Source organism: Streptomyces sp. NRRL S-87 (assembly GCF_000719335.1).
Taxonomy (GTDB): Bacteria; Actinomycetota; Actinomycetes; order Streptomycetales; family Streptomycetaceae; genus Streptomyces.
The window spans coordinates 48,436-64,839 of sequence record NZ_JOGB01000012.1 but is presented as its reverse complement, the minus strand read 5'-3'; the positions used below and the strand labels follow the sequence as shown (position 1 = coordinate 64,839).

At 74.3% G+C, this 16,404-nt stretch carries 13 protein-coding genes and 1 pseudogene; 7 read left to right on the top strand and 7 right to left on the bottom strand.

Annotated elements, in window-relative coordinates; all coding sequences use genetic code 11:
• Positions 1 to 70 precede the first annotated feature (70 nt).
• Complete coding sequence (locus IF43_RS36320) at positions 71 to 3,280, top strand: TIM-barrel domain-containing protein (RefSeq protein WP_078910038.1); 3,210 nt, start codon at positions 71 to 73, stop codon at positions 3,278 to 3,280.
• Positions 3,281 to 3,371: 91 nt separating this feature from the next.
• Here the strand turns inward: IF43_RS36320 and IF43_RS0110075 are convergent, their stop codons facing one another.
• The 4 genes from IF43_RS0110075 to IF43_RS0110060 all read right to left on the bottom strand — a co-directional run bounded on the left by IF43_RS0110075 (position 3,372) and on the right by IF43_RS0110060 (position 8,192).
• Entirely contained in the window at positions 3,372 to 3,566 is a 195-nt protein-coding gene (locus IF43_RS0110075; protein ID WP_030197046.1) for a ferredoxin, read from the bottom strand.
• A gap of 14 nt (positions 3,567 to 3,580) precedes the next feature.
• Complete coding sequence (locus tag IF43_RS0110070; RefSeq protein ID WP_234332065.1) at positions 3,581 to 4,801, bottom strand: cytochrome P450; 1,221 nt, start codon at positions 4,799 to 4,801, stop codon at positions 3,581 to 3,583.
• A 281-nt stretch (positions 4,802 to 5,082) separates the two neighbouring features.
• Complete coding sequence (locus tag IF43_RS0110065) at positions 5,083 to 7,386, bottom strand: ABC transporter permease (RefSeq protein ID WP_030197040.1); 2,304 nt, start codon at positions 7,384 to 7,386, stop codon at positions 5,083 to 5,085.
• Positions 7,383 to 8,192, bottom strand: coding sequence for an ABC transporter ATP-binding protein (locus tag IF43_RS0110060; RefSeq protein WP_078910037.1), 810 nt, complete (start codon positions 8,190 to 8,192; stop codon positions 7,383 to 7,385). Before IF43_RS0110060 ends, IF43_RS0110065 begins: the two co-directional genes overlap by 4 nt.
• A 193-nt stretch (positions 8,193 to 8,385) precedes the next feature.
• On the opposite strand from IF43_RS0110060, the gene IF43_RS0110055 reads away from it, so the two are divergent.
• From IF43_RS0110055 to IF43_RS36310, 4 genes and pseudogenes are all read left to right on the top strand, one after another.
• Positions 8,386 to 9,357 carry a sensor histidine kinase gene (locus tag IF43_RS0110055; RefSeq protein ID WP_030197033.1) on the top strand — a complete coding sequence of 324 codons (972 nt, stop codon included), beginning with the start codon at positions 8,386 to 8,388 and terminating at the stop codon, positions 9,355 to 9,357.
• A complete protein-coding gene (locus IF43_RS0110050) occupies positions 9,354 to 10,070 on the top strand; it encodes a response regulator transcription factor (RefSeq protein WP_051795023.1) in 717 nt (238 codons plus the stop codon). The genes IF43_RS0110055 and IF43_RS0110050 overlap by 4 nt, the downstream gene beginning before the upstream one ends.
• A gap of 327 nt (positions 10,071 to 10,397) precedes the next feature.
• A complete protein-coding gene (locus IF43_RS0110045) occupies positions 10,398 to 10,976 on the top strand; it encodes an RNA polymerase sigma factor (protein WP_234332061.1) in 579 nt (192 codons plus the stop codon).
• 890 nt (positions 10,977 to 11,866) lie between these two features.
• Positions 11,867 to 12,649: pseudogene (locus IF43_RS36310) on the top strand (IclR family transcriptional regulator C-terminal domain-containing protein); the annotation flags it as partial.
• 169 nt (positions 12,650 to 12,818) lie between these two features.
• Here the strand turns inward: IF43_RS36310 and IF43_RS0110035 are convergent.
• The 3 genes from IF43_RS0110035 to IF43_RS0110025 all read right to left on the bottom strand — a co-directional run bounded on the left by IF43_RS0110035 (position 12,819) and on the right by IF43_RS0110025 (position 15,183).
• Complete coding sequence (locus IF43_RS0110035; RefSeq protein WP_030197021.1) at positions 12,819 to 13,763, bottom strand: nucleoside hydrolase; 945 nt, start codon at positions 13,761 to 13,763, stop codon at positions 12,819 to 12,821.
• A 150-nt stretch (positions 13,764 to 13,913) separates the two neighbouring features.
• Positions 13,914 to 14,561: a carbohydrate-binding module family 20 domain-containing protein gene (locus IF43_RS0110030; RefSeq protein WP_030197019.1), complete on the bottom strand. Its 648-nt coding sequence runs from the start codon at positions 14,559 to 14,561 to the stop codon at positions 13,914 to 13,916.
• Positions 14,562 to 14,751: 190 nt separating this feature from the next.
• Positions 14,752 to 15,183 carry a MerR family transcriptional regulator gene (locus IF43_RS0110025; protein WP_051795022.1) on the bottom strand — a complete coding sequence of 144 codons (432 nt, stop codon included), beginning with the start codon at positions 15,181 to 15,183 and terminating at the stop codon, positions 14,752 to 14,754.
• 96 nt (positions 15,184 to 15,279) lie between these two features.
• Between IF43_RS0110025 and IF43_RS0110020 the strand changes: the two genes are divergently transcribed.
• Both IF43_RS0110020 and IF43_RS0110015 read left to right on the top strand, forming a co-directional pair.
• Positions 15,280 to 15,945 carry a class II aldolase/adducin family protein gene (locus tag IF43_RS0110020; protein ID WP_030197014.1) on the top strand — a complete coding sequence of 222 codons (666 nt, stop codon included), beginning with the start codon at positions 15,280 to 15,282 and terminating at the stop codon, positions 15,943 to 15,945.
• A complete protein-coding gene (locus IF43_RS0110015) occupies positions 15,942 to 16,382 on the top strand; it encodes a carboxymuconolactone decarboxylase family protein (RefSeq protein WP_078910036.1) in 441 nt (146 codons plus the stop codon). The genes IF43_RS0110020 and IF43_RS0110015 overlap by 4 nt, the downstream gene beginning before the upstream one ends.
• The last annotated feature ends 22 nt before the right edge of the window (positions 16,383 to 16,404 follow it).

The window sequence follows — 16,404 nt, the reverse complement described above, 5'->3', positions numbered from 1 at the left end:
GCACGGTGTGGTGCGCGGTCCCGGCTCCGGCCCGGCCCCGCCATGCCCGGACCGCACGAGGAGCTGCCCCATGGGACTCGGTCTTCAGCGCGCACGGCTCGGCGGGAGCAGGGGAGCGCCGCCCCCGCACCGGCGCCGCGGACGCCTCCGGGCGCTCGGCGCCGCCCTCGCGACCGCCCTCGCCGCCACGGCCCTGGCCACCGCCGGCCCCGCCGACGCCGCCCCGGCCGCCACGGCAGCCACGGCCGGCAACGCCACCGGCATCAGCCAGTCCGGCACCACCTTCACCGTGACCACGTCCACCAGAGCCCGGGCCCGCGTGGTCGTCGCCCGTTCCGACATCTTCCGGCTCTGGCTCTCGCCCGACGGATCGTTCACCGACGACCCGGCCGGTTCCGACCTCGCCGTCACCACCGACTTCGGGTCGGTGCCCGCAACGTCCGCGGACGCCGGCACGTACTACAAGATCACCACGCCGTCCCTCGTCATCCGCGTCAACAAGTCGCCGCTGCGCTTCTCCGTCTACCGCCCGGACAACACCACCCCCGTGTGGCAGGAGAGCCAGCCCGTCTCCTGGTCCGGCGGAAAGACCACCCAGTACCTCGCCACGGCCGCGGACGAGCAGTTCTACGGCACCGGACTGCGGCTCGGCGAATGGGCGCTGCGCGGCAAGACCGTGCCCGTGGCGGTGGACAACAAGTGGCGCGAGAACAACAACGCCAGCCCCGCGCCCTTCTACATGTCCACCAACGGCTACGGCGTCATGCGCAACACCTGGGCCCCCGGCTCGTACGCCTTCACCTCACCGGGTGCCTTCACCCACGACGAGACCCGGTTCGACGCCTGGTACTTCACCGGCGACGGCCTGAAGTCCGTCCTCGACGCCTACACCGACGTCAGCGGCAAGCCCTTCATGGCACCGCTGTGGGGCTTCGAACTCGGCAACGCCGACTGCTTCAACGCCTCCAACCCCGCCTACCAGGGGGACCACGACCGGCTGCGCCACCAGACCACCCCCGACGTGGTCGGGTACGCCGACGACGCCCGCGCCGCCGACATGCCCTCCGGCTGGTTCCTGCCCAACGACGGCTACGGCTGCGGCTACACCCAGCCCCTCAAGTCCACCGTCGACGCCCTCAGGGCCCGCGGCTTCCGCACCGGCCTGTGGACCTCCACCGGCCTGTCCGGCATCGCCGACGAGGTCGGCACCGCCGGCACCCGCGGCGTGAAGACCGACGTCGCCTGGATCGGCGGCGGCTACAAGACCGCCTTCGACGGGGTGAAGCAGGCCGTCGACGGCATCGAGAAGAACTCCGACGCCCGCCGCTTCGTGTGGACCGTCGACGGCTGGGCCGGAACCCAGCGCAACGCCGTCGTCTGGACCGGCGACACGTACGGCACCTGGGACGACATGCGCTGGCACGTGCCCGCCATCGCCGGCGCGGGCCTCTCGGGGCTCAACTACGCCTCCGGCGACGTCGACGGCATCTTCGGCGGCAGCCCGAGGACGTACGTCCGCGACCTCCAGTGGAAGGCCTTCACCCCGGCCTTCATGACCATGTCCGGCTGGGGGGCCACCAACCCCGCCGCCGGCTACCAGGACAAGCAGCCCTGGCGCTTCGCCGAGCCCTACCTGTCCATCAACCGCACGTACCTCCAGCTCAAGATGCGGCTGACCCCGTACCTGTACACGATGAGCCGCACCGCCCACGACACCGGCGTTCCCAGCACCCGCGCCCTGGTCCTCGACTACCCCGACGACCCCGTCGCCCGCGGCAACCTGACCAGCGGCCAGTTCCTGGCCGGCGACTCCTTCCTCGTCGCCCCCGTCGTCTCCGACACCACCACCCGCGACGGCATCTACCTGCCCGCCGGCACCTGGACCGACTACTGGACAGGGAAGACCTACGCAGGCCCCGGCTGGCTCAACGGCTACGCCGCGCCGCTCGACACCCTGCCCCTGTTCGTCAAGGGCGGCGCGATCGTTCCGATGTGGCCCGCGATGAACTACGCGGGGGAGAAGCCCGTCTCCACCCTCACGTACGACATCCATCCCCGCGGCGACTCGACCTTCACCCTGTACGAGGACGACGGCCTGACCCGGGCCTACCAGAGCGGCGCCTTCGCCCGCCAGAAGGTGGACGTCGTCGCACCGGCCGCCGGAACCGGAGACGTCACCGTCACGGTGGGCGCGGCGAACGGCTCGTACACGGGCAAGCCCGCCGCGCGCGGCTACGAGCTCGCCCTGCACGTGGCGGCCGCACCCACCGGCGTGACCGCGGACGGCGCGGCCCTGCCCGCGCAGCCCAGCAGGAGCGCGTACGACGCCGCCGCCACCGGCTGGTTCTTCGACCCGGCCGACCGCGCCGGCGTCCTGCGGGTCAAGACCGGGCAGAAGTCCGGGGCCGTCACGGTCACCGCCGCGGGCACCCGGATCCCGGCCGCCGACCCGCTCCCGTCCTCGGCTGTGCTCCCGCGGGCCGGCTGGTCGGTGGTCCGCGCCGACAGCCAGGAGACGGCCGCCGAGAACGGGGCCGCGGCGAACGCGATCGACGGCGACCCCGCCACCCTCTGGCACACCGCCTGGTCCTCGGGCACCCCGGCGGCCCTCCCGCACGAGATCCAGATCGACCTGGGGGCCCGCTACGCCGTCGACTCCCTGGGCTACCTCCCCCGGCAGGACGGCGGGGTGAACGGGCGCATCGGCTCCTACGAGGTCTACGTGTCGGACACCACCGCCGACTGGGGCTCCCCGGTGGCCACCGGCACCTTCGCCGACACGGCGGCGGCCAAGTCCGTGCCGCTGGCCGCGAAGACCGGTCGCTACCTGCGGCTGCGCGCCCTGACCGAAGCCGGCGGACGCGGACCCTGGACCAGCGCCGCCGAGATCACCGCGACCGGGCGGGCCGCCGCGCTCCCCGTCGACGCCACCCTCGTCAACGGCGCCTCGGGGACGTGCGTGGACCTGCCCCACAGCGCCACCGCACCCGGCACCGAACCCACCCTCTACAGCTGCCACGGCGGGCCCAACCAGCGCTGGACGCTGCACGCCGACGGCCGCCTGACCGGGCTGTCCGGGGTCTGCCTCGACGGCGCCGCAGCCGCCCGGATCACCGTCCAGGCGTGCGACGGCAGCACCGGCCAGTCCTGGCAGGCCGGCCCGCAGGGCTCCCTGCGCAGCGCGGGCCGGTGCCTGAACGCCACCGGAACCGCGAACGGGACCAGGCTGACCCGTGCGAACTGCGACGACTCGGCCGCCCAGAGGTGGTCCTTCGGCTGACCCGCACCGCGGGTACCGCCCGAGCACCCGAACCCGGCCGGCCCCTGGGACTTCCCCCTCAGGGGCCGGCCGCCCCGTCTCCCGGGGCCCGTCAGGAGTCCCGTACCGCAATGGCCGAGACGGGGCAGGCGCGGACCGCCTCGCGGACCAGCGGGCCGTCGTGGCCGTCCTCGCGGCCCGGCAGCAGGGCGCTGAAACCGTCGTCGTCCTGGGTGAACACCTCCGGCGCGGTCAGCGCGCACTGGCCGGCCCCGATGCAGACCGCGTGGTCGATGTCGATGCGCACGGCGCTCCTGCCCCTCACCAGGTCACGGGGAGTTCGAGCATCCCCTGGATCGTGTCGCCCGGCTTGAAGGGGATCGCGTCCGGGTCGGCCGCCAGCCGCAGGCCCGGCAGCCGTTCGAACAGCGTGCCCAGGGCGATCTCCATCTCGGCCCGTGCCAGGTTCTGTCCCAGGCACTGGTGGATGCCGAAGCCGAACGCCAGGTGGTGCCGGGTCGGCCGGTGCCAGTCCAGGGCGTCCGGGTCGGCGTACACCGTGGCGTCGCGGTTGATGACCGAGGTGGGGAAGACCACCCCGTCGCCCGGCCGGATCACCGTCCCGTCGACCTCGATCGGTGCGGTGGCCACCCGCAGCATGCCGTCCGCGATGGACAGGAACCGCATCAGCTCCTCCACCACCTCGCCGACCAGGGCCGGATCGGCCCGCAGCTCGGCCAGCCGATCGGGATGGCGCAGCAGGGTGAAGGTACCGAGGGAGATCATGTTCGCGGTGGTCTCGTGCCCCGCCACCAGCAGGATCGCGGCCAGCGCCACGAGCTCCTCGACGTCCGTCCCGCCGGTCTCCAACCGCTGGGCGATCAGCTCGTCCAGCAGGCCCTCGCCGGGCTCGGCGCGCTTGCGGCCGATCAGCTCGCGCAGGTAGTCGTTGATGGCGTCCCGGGCCGCCGTCACGTCGTGCGTCGTCGGCCCGCGCAGCAGCCGGCGGGACTCGCCCTCGAAGAAGTCGTGGTCCTCGTACGGCACCCCGAGCAGCGCGCAGATCACCATGGACGGCACGGGCAGGGCGAAGTCGCCGACCAGTTCCGCGCCCGGGCCGCGGGCGACCATGGCGTCGACGAGACGGTCCACGGTCTCCTGGATCCGGGGCCGCAGCGCGGCGGTCCGCTTCAGCGTGAAGCTGGGGATCAGCATGCGCCGCTGGGCGTTGTGCTCCGGGTCGTCCACCCCGAGCAGGGCGGTGCGCCGGAAGGTGAGGGCCTTGAAGCGGGCCGAGGTGATCGGGAAGTCCGGGTTCTCGCGGTCGGTGGACAGGCGCGCGTCCGTGAGCAGTGCGCGGGCCCGGGCGTGGCCGGTGACCGCCCAGACGGTGCGCCCGTCGAAGAGGGTCACGCGGGAGAGCGGGGGGCCCTCGCGCAGGGAGCGGTAGGCGGTGGGCGGGTGGTAGGGACAGGTACGGGTCGCGGGGAACGGGACGGCCGGGGCGGTCTCCGTCTCCGTCAGTTCCTTCGGTTCCGTCATCTCCGTCATCGGACTACCTCGCAGGTGCTGGTCCTCCGGCGCCGGCCGTGCGGGGAGCGGCACCGGCTCGCCCGTCCATTACATGCCTCAGGCACCTATCTGGCCCATACGAGTTCCGGCCAAACCACCCGAGTTCCCCCGAGCGGCGCCAAACCGCCCGGGGGAACCGGAGGGGGCCGCCGGCGATCGCCGGCGCGGCGGCGGAACTGCGACCGCCCCGAGCGCCGCCCCGACGGCCGTGGCGGACGTCCGGGTCGTGGAGCCCGTCCGCCGGCCGGTGCCTATTCGTTGTGGAGCACCCGGGCGATCGTCAGCCGCGCCGCCGACCGGGCCGGCACCAGGGCCCCGAGCACCGCGATCCCCACGCCCGCCAGCAGCATCCCCGCGAGCTGCGGGGCGTGCCAGACGTCCTTCATCCACCCGGGGAAGTCCACGATCCCCACGTGGTCCACGAGGAGTCGGTGCGCGGCCATCCCCAGCGGGATCCCCAGCAGCCCGCCGACCACCCCCGGACCCGTCACCGACGTCACCGTCATGAGGACCACCTGACGCGGGGTCATGCCGATGGACTTCAGCATCCCGAGGTCGCGGCGCCGCTCGCGCGTGCCCAGCAGCACCGTGTTGAACACACCGAGGGCGGCCACCGTGGCCAGCAGGACGGAGAAGACGGCGGAGAAGCCCACCACGGTCGCCGTGGCCGTGTTCCCGGTCGAGGTCGCCTCCGGCCGCAGCCCGGGATCCACCGCCCGTACGGCCGCCACGTACGCCGCCGCGTCCGCCCCCGGCGCGAGCTGCACCTTGTACTCGATCGCCCGGGCCCCCGGCAGCAGCGCCTGGAGGGTCCGCCAGTCCGACGAAACGGACTTCGCGTTGCCCTCGATCACCCGGCCCACCACCGTCACCGGCATCCGGCGCCCGCCCACCTCCAGCGTGGTGCGGCCCCCGACCGACAGCCCCCGCTGGGTGAGGAAGGCCGGCCCGGCCGCCACCTCGCCGAGCCCGGTGGGCCAGCGGCCCTCGACGACACCCCGCTCGAAGACGGCCGTGTCCCCGCGGTAGAAGTCGGCGAAGTACTCGCCGGGCAGCCCGGCCAGCCGTACCCGGCTGAAGGCCCGCGCGACGACCCGCCGTGCCCCGAGGGCCCGCAGCCGCTGCTCCGTGGCGAGGTCGCCCAGCCGCGGGGCGGGGTGGTCGTGCGCGGACGGGTCCGCGCTGACGTACACCCCCGGGCCGCCGAATCCCCGGCCCAGGTCGGCGAAGGCCGTCATCGTGCCGGTCAGACCCGTGGTCACGGTCACCGTCGTCACGCCGAGCGCGATCGCGGCCAGCGTGAGGAGCGACCGGCCGGGCCGGGCGAACGGCTGCCCCAGCCCGAGGCTCACGGCGCGGGGCAGCGGCGTACCGCTGAGGAACCGCTGCACGCGCAGGCCCCGCCCGGTGCCCGGCGCGCTGCCGGCCGTGATGGCCCGGGCCGCCGGCAGCCGGTGTGCCCGCAGCGCCGGCACCAGTGCCGCGACGGCCACCAGCAGCGGCATCCCCAGCAGGCAGGCGACGGCCGGCCAGGGGCCCACCCCGATCGTCGCCACGCCCGTGTCGATCCCGCTGAACGCGATGCGCACGAAGGGCCCGGCGAGGGCGCCGCCGAGCAGGGAGCCCAGGACACACCCCAGCACCGCCGGGATCGACACCATCAGCAGGTAGACCGCGACCACCTGGTTGGGGGTGAAGCCGAGCGCCTTGAGCACCCCGATGTGCCGGTGGCCGGACACCACCGCGCCGCTGACCACGTTGCCCACGATCAGGACCGACACCAGCAGCCCGAGCACACCGAAGAGCGACACGAAGGGCAGGTACGCGTCGGCCGTCGCCGAGAAGGCCTGCCTCAGCGTGAGGTACGAGCGGCTCGCCGTGACGGCCCCGGCCGGCAGGCCCCGGGTCGCCGCCGCCACCGCCCCGTGCACGGCGCGCTCCGAGTCCGCGTCCGTGAACCGGTACAGCATCTGCGCCGAACGCGGGTGCAGCGCCGCCAGCTGACCGGGCGTCACCCAGGCGCTCGCCGACTTGCTCATGCTGGTCGCGAAGCCGACGACGCGCAGCGGCGGTACGCCCGGGGCGTCCAGCCGCGACCCCAGGAGCGACCGGTCGGGGGTGCCGGGCACGTCCCAGGCGACGACGATCTCCCCGGGGGCCCGCGCCCACCGGCCCACCAGCACCTGCACCCGGTCCACCGGGCCGCCCGGACCGGGTCGGCCCACCACGGTCAGCGTCCCGGCCGACATGTACATCCAGGGCTCGGGCACCTCGACACCGGCCTGGCCGAACGGCCCGGCCGCCGCCTCGACACCCCCTGCGCGCGAGGTCCGGGCGATCCGGTCCGGCGGCGCCTTCGAGGCGTCGAACACCACTAGGGCGTGGGCGCCGCGCTGCGCGGCGAAGGCCTGGTCGAAGGGGGCCGAGGCGGCGCCGACCAGGGCGAGGGCGAGCAGGACGGTCGTGGACGAGCACAGTACGACCAGGGCGATCACGACCGTCTGGACCCGGCGCCGGCGCACGGCCGCCCGCGCGGCCCGCCACACGGCGCTCACGCGCCCGCTCCCGAGGAGAGGGCCGCGCCGGCGGCGCCCGCGGGCCCGGCTGCGCCGGGGCCGTGCACGGAGTCGGCCGGACCGGGGCCGGGCACGGAGTAGGGACCGTCCAGCGTGCGCTCGCGTACCACCCGGCCGTCCGCCATCTCCACCAGCCGGCTGGCGCACCGGGCCGCCAGCTTCGGGTCGTGCGTGACGATCAGCAGTGTCTGGCCGATCTGGTTGAGGTCGATGAGCAGGTCCATCACCTGCTCGCCCGAGCGGCTGTCCAGCGCACCGGTCGGCTCGTCGGCCAACAGCAGGGCCGGCCGGTTCATCAGGGCCCGCGCCACCGCGACGCGCTGGCGCTCGCCGCCGCTGAGCGCGCCCGGGTAGGTGTCCCGGCGCCCGGCGACGCCGAGTTCGTCCAGGAGCTCCAGCGCCCGGCGCCGGGCCTGGCGCGCCGAGGTACCGGTCAACTGCGCGGCCAGCGCCACGTTGTCCAGGGCGGACAGGTCGTCGATCAGGTTGAAGAACTGGAAGATCATGCCGATGTGCCGGCGGCGGAACAGGGCCAGACCGGTCTCGCCGAGGTCCCCGAGCTCCTGGCCGTGCACCCGGACGGTGCCCGAGGTGGCCCGGTCCAGTCCGGCGACCATGTTCAGGAGGGTGGACTTCCCGCACCCCGACGGGCCCATGACGGCCACCGCCTCCCCGGCCCGGACCTCCAGGTCCAGCCCGGCCAGCGCCCTGGCGTCACCGAACTCCTTGTGCACGCCCTCCAGTCGTACGACGACCTGCGGCTCGCTCCCGTGATCTGTTGTCATGCCCCGAACCTAAAGTGCCGTGCGGAGCCGGTGCGTCGGCCCGGCGATGTAACCCTCGGGGGTCGTCATACCGGGGATGTACGCACCTGCATCCGGGGAGGGATGCGGATCTTGGTCCGGCCTGAGAGGCTGGTGGCGGGGCGTCCGGCCGCTTCGGGTCGGACGACGGGGGAGCACCGGAGGGGGTGGCGTCATGACGGGCCTGCTGGTCGTCGCGCTGGTGCTGGCGTGCGTCGCGGCCGGAGCGTTCGGCACCGCGCTGGTGCGGGCCCGACGGCTGTACCGGGTGGCCGTGGAGGAGCGCGGCTGGCGGTTGGAGCGCGAGCGGGAGAGCGCGGCGGCGGCCGCGGTGGACGCCGAGCGCGCCCGGATAGCCGCCGAACTCCACGACATCGTCAGCCACAACGTGAGCCTGATGGTGGTGCAGGCCGGCGCCGCGCGCGAGGTTCTCACCACCCTGCCGGACCAGGCCGCGGCCGCGATGCTGGCGGTGGAGACGGCCGGACGGAGCGCGATGACCGAACTGCGCCACCTGCTGGGCCTGCTCGCGCCCGCCCAGGACGGCACCGACGGTGTGGTGGAGGGCGGGCGGGACCTGGTGGCCGAGCCGCAGCCGAGCCTGGCCCGGCTCAGCCGGCTCGTCGACCGGTTCGCCTTCGCCGGGCTGCCGGTGGAGGTCCGCATGTCCGGCGAGCCGCGGCCGCTCCCGGAGGGCATCGACGCGACGGCGTACCGGATCGTCCAGGAGGCGCTGACGAACGCGCTCAAGCACGGAGACGGGGTGAAGGCCGAGGTGACGGTCCGTTACGCGGAGCGCTGGCTCCGGGTCGAGGTCCTCAACACGGGGCCCAGCGTCCTCACGGAGCCGGTGGCCGGGCCGTCCGTGGTGGCCGCCGTGGCGGGGACGGCGGGCGCCCGCTCCGCGGCGGGCGCCGGCGCCGCGGCGGTGGCGGGCTCCGTCCCGGCCGCGGCCCCCGTCCCGGGCACGTCCTCGGGCGTACGCCCGGGCGACAGGGACGGCACTGGCGCCTGCCCCACCGGGACGGGGCGGGGCCTGCTCGGTCTGCGGGAGCGGGTGGCCGTCTACGGCGGCGAGCTCGACGCCCGGCGCCGGCTCGGCGGCGGCTTCCGCGTCCGCGCCCGCATACCCCTGGACGGCCCATGACGGCCCCTCACGCACCGGGCTCCGGCTCCGCGGTGGCGGCCGGGCCGGGGCCGCGCGTGGTCATCGCCGACGACCAGGAGCTCGTCCGCACCGGGTTCCGGCTGATCCTCACCGCCCGCGGCATCGACGTCGTCGGCGAGGCCGCCGACGGGGCCGCCGCGGTCGAGGAGGTCCGCCGGCTGCGCCCCGACGTCGTCCTGCTCGACATCCGCATGCCCGGCATGGACGGCCTGGAGGCGGCCCGCCGCATCCTCGCCGAGGACCCCTCCTGCCGGGTCGTCATGCTGACCACCTTCGACCTCGACCAGTACGTCTACGCGGCCCTCGCCGCCGGCGCCAGCGGCTTCCTGCTCAAGGACGTGACCTCGGACCACCTCGCCGCCGCGGTCCGCCTGGTCGGCACCGGCGACGCCCTGCTCGCGCCCTCCATCACCCGGCGCCTGGTGGAGCGCTTCGCCGCCGGCGCCCCCGTCCCGGCCCCGGCCGACCACCGCGACCTCGCCCGCCTCACCCCCCGCGAGCGGGAGGTCCTCGCCCTCCTCGGCCGGGGGCTGTCCAACACCGAACTGGCCGCCTACCTGACGCTCAGCGAGGCCACCGTGAAGACCCACGTCGCCCGGATCTTCGCGAAGCTGTCCCTGCGCGACCGCGCCCAGGCCGTCGTACTCGCGTACGAGACCGGCCTGGTCGCCCCCGGCGACCGCGACCTCTGACGACACCGGGGGAGGAGCGCGCGCGGGCGGAAGGGGGCGCGTACGCGCGCCGGTGCGCCAGCTTCCGAAGAATTGTGAAGGACGGCCCTCACCAAGAGGCCGGTTTCCTGTTGGCTAGTGCGTGAGAGCAGTTCCACTCTCCGGCTGCCGTACCTGGGGGCAGGCAGGCCCGGCCATCGCACCATGTGCCACGGGAAGGATTCGCGTCATCGTGGATCTTGTCGAGTACGCCTTCGTGCCCATAGCCGTAACCCCGCGCCAGTCGTTCGTTAGTCAGGAAGTCGTCGCGTCGGCCGGCGGCGCCAGCGGTCAGCCGTGGGGGAACGCATGAGCGAAGGTGAGTTCGACCCTTCCGGGGACCAGACGGTCTCCAACGAACTGGTGGGAGTCCTGCCTGTGGAGTACACGGCGTTCCACTCCCAGCACCACCGCGCCTACCTGTGCTACGCCCACCTCCAGCTCGGCAACCGCGAGGACGCCGACGACGTGGTGGACGACGTCTTCACCTTCCTCCTCAAGGTCTGGCCCCAGGCCCTGCGGGAGTCGAGTCTGCACGGCTTCGCCTGGTCGGTGCTCCGCGAGCACGTGGAACGCAGACTGGTCCTGCTGCGCAGATCCCCGGCCATGGTGGAGACCGCCTGGTACGCGGCCCTCAGGCGTTCCGGCAAACAACCCTTCGAGCGCCACGGAGCGAGACTCGCCCTCTACGCGGCCATCGCCGAACTCCCGGAGCGCGACTACGACATCGCCCTCCTCGCCTTCCTCGGCGGGTACAGCGAGGACAGGGTCGCGCAGATGATGGGCATCAGCACCGCCGCGGTCCGCTCCAAGATCCGTGGCGCTCGCCGTGCCCTGTCCAGGAAATTCGGGCTCGACTGGGCCGCCGGAGAGGAGAAGGACCAGTGAGCGACACGACCCGGGACCTGGACCTGACGACCGTGCTGTGGGAAGTGACCGTCGCCCTGCGCGACGCCGAGGTCCTCGCCGAGGAGTACGCGGGGTACGACGAGGACGCCGCCCGGCGCCGGATCGCCCGCCGTGTCGTCGCCGACCGCAACCGCGCCGCCGCGGCCCGCGCCCGAGCCGCCGCCAAGCGGTCCGGTCGGGGCCGCCGGCGCACGGCCGAGCCCTGTCCCGCCGTCGCCGACGCCCTGGTGCTCGACGCCGCCTGCCACGTCCGGGCCGCCCGCGCCCTCGACGCCCTGACCTGGCACGTCGTCGACAGCGAGGAGTTCACCGAAGTCGCCCTCGACGCCGACGCCTGGCCGCACAGCCAGGCGTCCGCCCTCCTCTTCGGCAGCCTGCTGCACCTCTCGGGGAAGCTCGAGGGCGCGCAGTTCTGGTTCCAGTACGCCGCCGGGGCGGGCTCCCGCACCGCCGCCCGGTGCCTGTACCTGCTGCACCTCTCGCGGGCCGAGGTCAGCACCGCCCGGCACTGGCGCGACCAGGCCGCGACCCTGGAGGCGGACCCCGGCCTGCCCGACCCGCCCGCCGTCCCGGACCGCCTGGAGGAGGCACTGGGCGCCTCGGTCATCTGGAGCTCGCCCCCCATCACCACCCAGGACCTCACCTTCCTGCCCCGGCAGCCCGCCCCGGCCCCCTCCCAGCAGATCCGCGACCGGCACCGGCTGCCCGGCCCGCTGTACCGCGCCGTGGCCGCCCTGGCCGCCGAGGAGGACCCGGATCTGGGCGAGATCGTGCTGCCCGGCCCGCAGTTGGCCGTCGCCCTGGCCCGCTGCGCCCGGCTCGACCCGCGGCGGCTCACCCGGGACGCCAGCGCCTGGTCGGCGGCGCCGCTGCGGGCCCCCCGGCTCACCCAGGGCGCCGAGCGGACGGCCGAGCACAGGTGCGCGCCGACCGCCCTCACCACCGTGCACCGCGCGCTGCGCGTCCTCGAGGTGATCAACCGGTACTCCGGCGGCGTCAGCCTGGTCCAGATCGCCCGGCAGACCCAGCTCCCGCCGCTCATGCTCGCCCAGGTGCTGCGCCGGCTCGTCCGGACCAACCTGGCCACGCCCATCGGCCCCGACGCGTACGTCGCCGGCACCGCGCTGCGGCTGGCCGGCGCCGCCGGCGAGAACGGGGTCGGCCGGCTCCAGGAGACCCTCGCCTGGGTCAGGGACGCGGTCGGTGCCGCGGTGTACGTCAGCCGCTACACCGACGGGGAGATCGCCATCACGCAGTACGCCGACGGGCCCGCGGCCCCCGTGGTGGAGGAGTGGGTGGACTTCCGCGCGGCCGCGCACGCCTCGGCCGTCGGGAAGGCCCTGCTGACGCAGCTGGACTACGACAGCCGCATGGACCACCTGGCCCGGCACAAGATCGCCCGGCTCACGGCCCACACCATCACCAGCGAGCAGGTGCTCTTCCACCAGCTCGACGCCCGCGGCCCCGGCGAGGCACTGCTGGACCTCCAGGAGTACGCACTGGGCACGGTGTGCGCGGCGGTGCCGATCACCACCGGTCCGGACGCCGAGTGCCTCGCCCTGTCGCTGCCCGGCACGGACCCGCGGCGGCTCCAGCAGGCCGCCCGCACCCTCCAGAGCGAGGCGGCCACCGTGCTCCTCGCGCTGCTGGTCACCGGGGGCGCCGGCCCTGAACCGGCCCCGACCGCCGCCGGATCCGTGGTGACGGCCGGGGACTCGGCCCTGTGGAGTTGTGCGGCGTTAGAGTGTGGGGCCTGACGGTCGGGGCGGCGTGTGTCGCGCCCGGCCGGGGCCCCGGCGCCCCTCCGTAGGGGGACGGAACCTAGGACCGGTCGCGGCCCAGCCTCTCGACGGCCGCGACCAGCCGGTCCCAGAACAGGTCCTGGTCCAGGGTGAGGGCAACGCGCGCGTTGGCGGGCCGGCCGAGGGTGCCGTGCAGGTCCACCACCGTCGCGCCCCGGGTGTGGCGGCCGTGGAGCTCGACGGCCACGTGGGCCTCGGTGCAGTGCACGATCCGCGGGTCGATGACCCGGGCCACCGCCACCGGATCGTGCAGCGGCGGGGCGTGGAACCCGAACAGCCGCCGGTAGGTGCCCCCGAAGAAGGTCATCAGCTCGGCGCAGGTCCGGCCGAGCGGGGTGCCGAGGCCGGTGAAGCGGGCCACCACGTCGGGCGTGGCCAGCGCCTGGTGGGTGACGTTCAGCCCGCACATGGTCAGCGGCACCCCGCTGCGGAACACGATGTCGGCGGCCTCCGGGTCCACGCACACGTTGAACTCGGCGGCCGGCGTGGTGTTCCCGCGCTCCGTCGAGCCGCCCATGAGCACGATCTCCCGGATCCGCGGGACGACGTCGGGGTAGCGGGTGAGCAGCAGGGCGATGTTGGTGAGCGGGGCCGTCGGCACGAGCGTCACCGGCTCCGGGTGCTCCGTCAGGATCCGGTACATGAGCTCGACGGCGTGCTCGGGGACGACGTCCACCTCCGGCGTGCCGAAGTCCGGTCCGTCCAGCCCGGACTCGCCGTGCACGTCGCCGGCCACCCGCAGCGGCTCGACCAGCGGTCGGTCGCAGCCCGCCGCGATCGGAACGTTCCGGATCCCGGCGAAGGTGCAGACCCGGCGGGCGTTCAGGGTGGTCTTCTCGAGCGTCTGGTTGCCCGCCACCGTGGTGACGGCCAGCAGGTCCACCGCCGGGTCCCCGGCCCCCAGCATGATGGCCAGGGCGTCGTCGTGCCCCGGATCGCAGTCGATGATGATCGGCACAGCCATGGCCGCACTCCTGTCCACCCGGTCCCCGTCGGCCCCACCAGTCTGCCCTCCGGACCGCCGGGAACGCCCCTGGGCACCCGGAACGCGTCAGGGTCGTGAGCGGTCCGGCCGAAAGCGGCCGACCGGCTCCGGCGCGGAGCCGAGGGCCCGTCAGCAGTGGTTGACGGCCACGGGGTGGTTCTCGTACGGCCCGTAGCCCGGGAAGGTCGCGGTCGCCCCGGCCGTGAGCTCCCGGCAGCTCGACCTGCTGCCGTCCTGGTAGAGGACCTGGAGGCCGTACGTGTCGCCGCAGCCGTCGAAGACGGAGGTGTAGCGCCACGTGCTGGACCAGCCGACGCACGTCGGCGCGATGCCGGAGGCGGGTGTGCGCGGGGTGACCCGGAAGGTGTCCTGTGTGGTGACGGGCGAACCGCTCCGGGGGCGCATGAGGCGGTTCGGTCCGGCCTCCCAGGTGATCGTGCCGTCGGACTTCCTCACCACGTACTTGTATTCGACGTCGGAGCCGGAGCCGGAGCCGGAGCCGGAGCCGGAGCCGGAGCCGACGACGGTCTCGCCGGACCAGGTGGGGTAGCCCTGCGCGTCGAGGGGCGTCCCGTGGGCGGGGTCCCAGGAACCCAGGGCCGGGACGTTGCCCACCGCGAGGACCTGGTCGCCCCAGTCGGTGGTGGCCGTGACACGGAACCGGACCGGTGAACCCGTCGGCGCTTCCGTCGCGGAGGCCGGCGGGGCCCACGGGAGGAGGGTGGCCGCCAGCGTCGCCAGGGCGGCCCCGACGCGCCTGCCGTTGCGTCCCTGCATGGGGGTGGGGTCCTTTCACGGGTGGACGGGAGACGGCGGCAGCCTATCGACGTCTGCAATTTCTTGCAGCAACTTTCAGAAAGTTGGAGGACTTTCGGCGGGAGGATCCCGGTCGCGGGGGCGTCCGACCGCTGGAGGGGCGTGGCGCGGACGGCGGGGCGGGTGCGCGGGACGCGCCCCGCGCGGCCGCTCATCCGGGTCGCGGCGTCGTGTCCGGCGCCTGCCACGCCGCCATCTGCTCCCGGAACTTCGGGCACCTGACGATGTCTTCCTCGCTGCACTTCAAGGCGTGGGTCAGGAGCTCGTGCGCGTGGTCGAGGTCGACCCTGCGCTGCTCGATCTCGGCCAGCTTGGCGCGGATCATCGCCTCCCGGTGCGGCTGCTCCCGCTGGAACTCCCCGATCTCGGCCAGGGTCAGCCCGGCCTGCTGGCACGTGCGGAGCACCGTGATCCGTTCGGCCGCCTCCGGCGGATAGCGCCGCTGCCCGCTCTCGCGGGCGGGGGTGGGCAGCAGACGGTGGCGTTCCCAGTACCGGATGGCCGAAGCGGGCACGCCCGTGATGTCGGCGAGTCGGCCGATCGTCATGCGCACGGTCAGCTCCTCCTGCTCCTCGTGGGTCATGGCATTTGACTTGAACCTTAGTTCAAGTTGAAGAGTGGGCGGCACGTGGTCAGCGGCCGACGAGCGGTCGCTGACAGCACACTTGGAGGGACCGCCATGAACGATGCGTACGTACGGAAAGAGCGGGCCGAGCAGTTGGTGGCGGCCGCGGAGGGGCTCTTCGCGGCCGGCGTGATGTCGCACTCCGGGCACGCCAACCTGAGCGCCAGGCTCGACGGCGAGCGCCTTCTGCTGACGCCGGGGTTCGTCCGCGGCCTGCGGCCCGAACAGCTGGCGACCGTCGGGTTCGACGGGCAGGTCCTCGAAGGCGAGCTGCAGTCCGTCAGCGCCGAGATCATCGCCATGCACAGCGCGGTGTACGCGGCCCGCCCGCACGTGGGCGCGATCATCCACACCCACTCGCCCGCCGCGACCGCCTTCGCCGTGGCCCACCGGCCGCTGCCCTGCCGGACCGAGCCGATGCTGCGCTTCGGACAGGCCGAGGACGTCCCCGTGGTCCCCTGGGGCCCCCGCGGATCGGACGTGTCGGTGCGGGGCATCGCCGACGTGCTGGAACGGCGTCCCACGACGGCCGCGGTCCTGCTGGCCAACCACGGCCTCCTGGTGTTCGGCCCGGACGCGGCGGCCACCGCCCACCTCGTGGTGGCGATCGAGGAGAGCGCCGAGGCCGAGATCGCCGCCGCGGCGATCGGCGGGGCCGTGGACTTCCCGCCGGGCGCCCAGGAGGCCGTCCGCGCGGCGATCGCGCGGGTCGCGTCATGACGGACGGCACCCCTTCCTCCCGTGCCGAGGCCGTGCGCGACCGCTACCGCGCCACGCTCGGCGCCGTTCCCGGCGGGGTGCAGGAACGGCTGCGCCTGGCCCAGGAGTTCGGCCGACTGCCGACCGAGGAGGCGATCGCGGCGCTGCGCCACATCGTGCTCACCGACAACCCGCTGGGCGCGCGCGTGCAGCAACTCGTCCACTTCGGACAGTTGTTGGCCCTCGGCAGGGAACACCCGGCGCGGATCCACGCCCAGGGAGCACTCCACGCCGGCGCCGGAATCGCCGACCTCGTCGGCGTCGCCGAGACCGCGCTCATCACCGCGGGCGTGCCGGCGTACGCGCTCGGCTGCGAGATCATCGCCGAATTCCACCCGCGGCGGGACGGCGGTGAGGAGCGCCCCCCGGACCGTACGGGCGGCCCGGTCCGGCTCTGAGAGGGGCGTAGCCGGGACGACC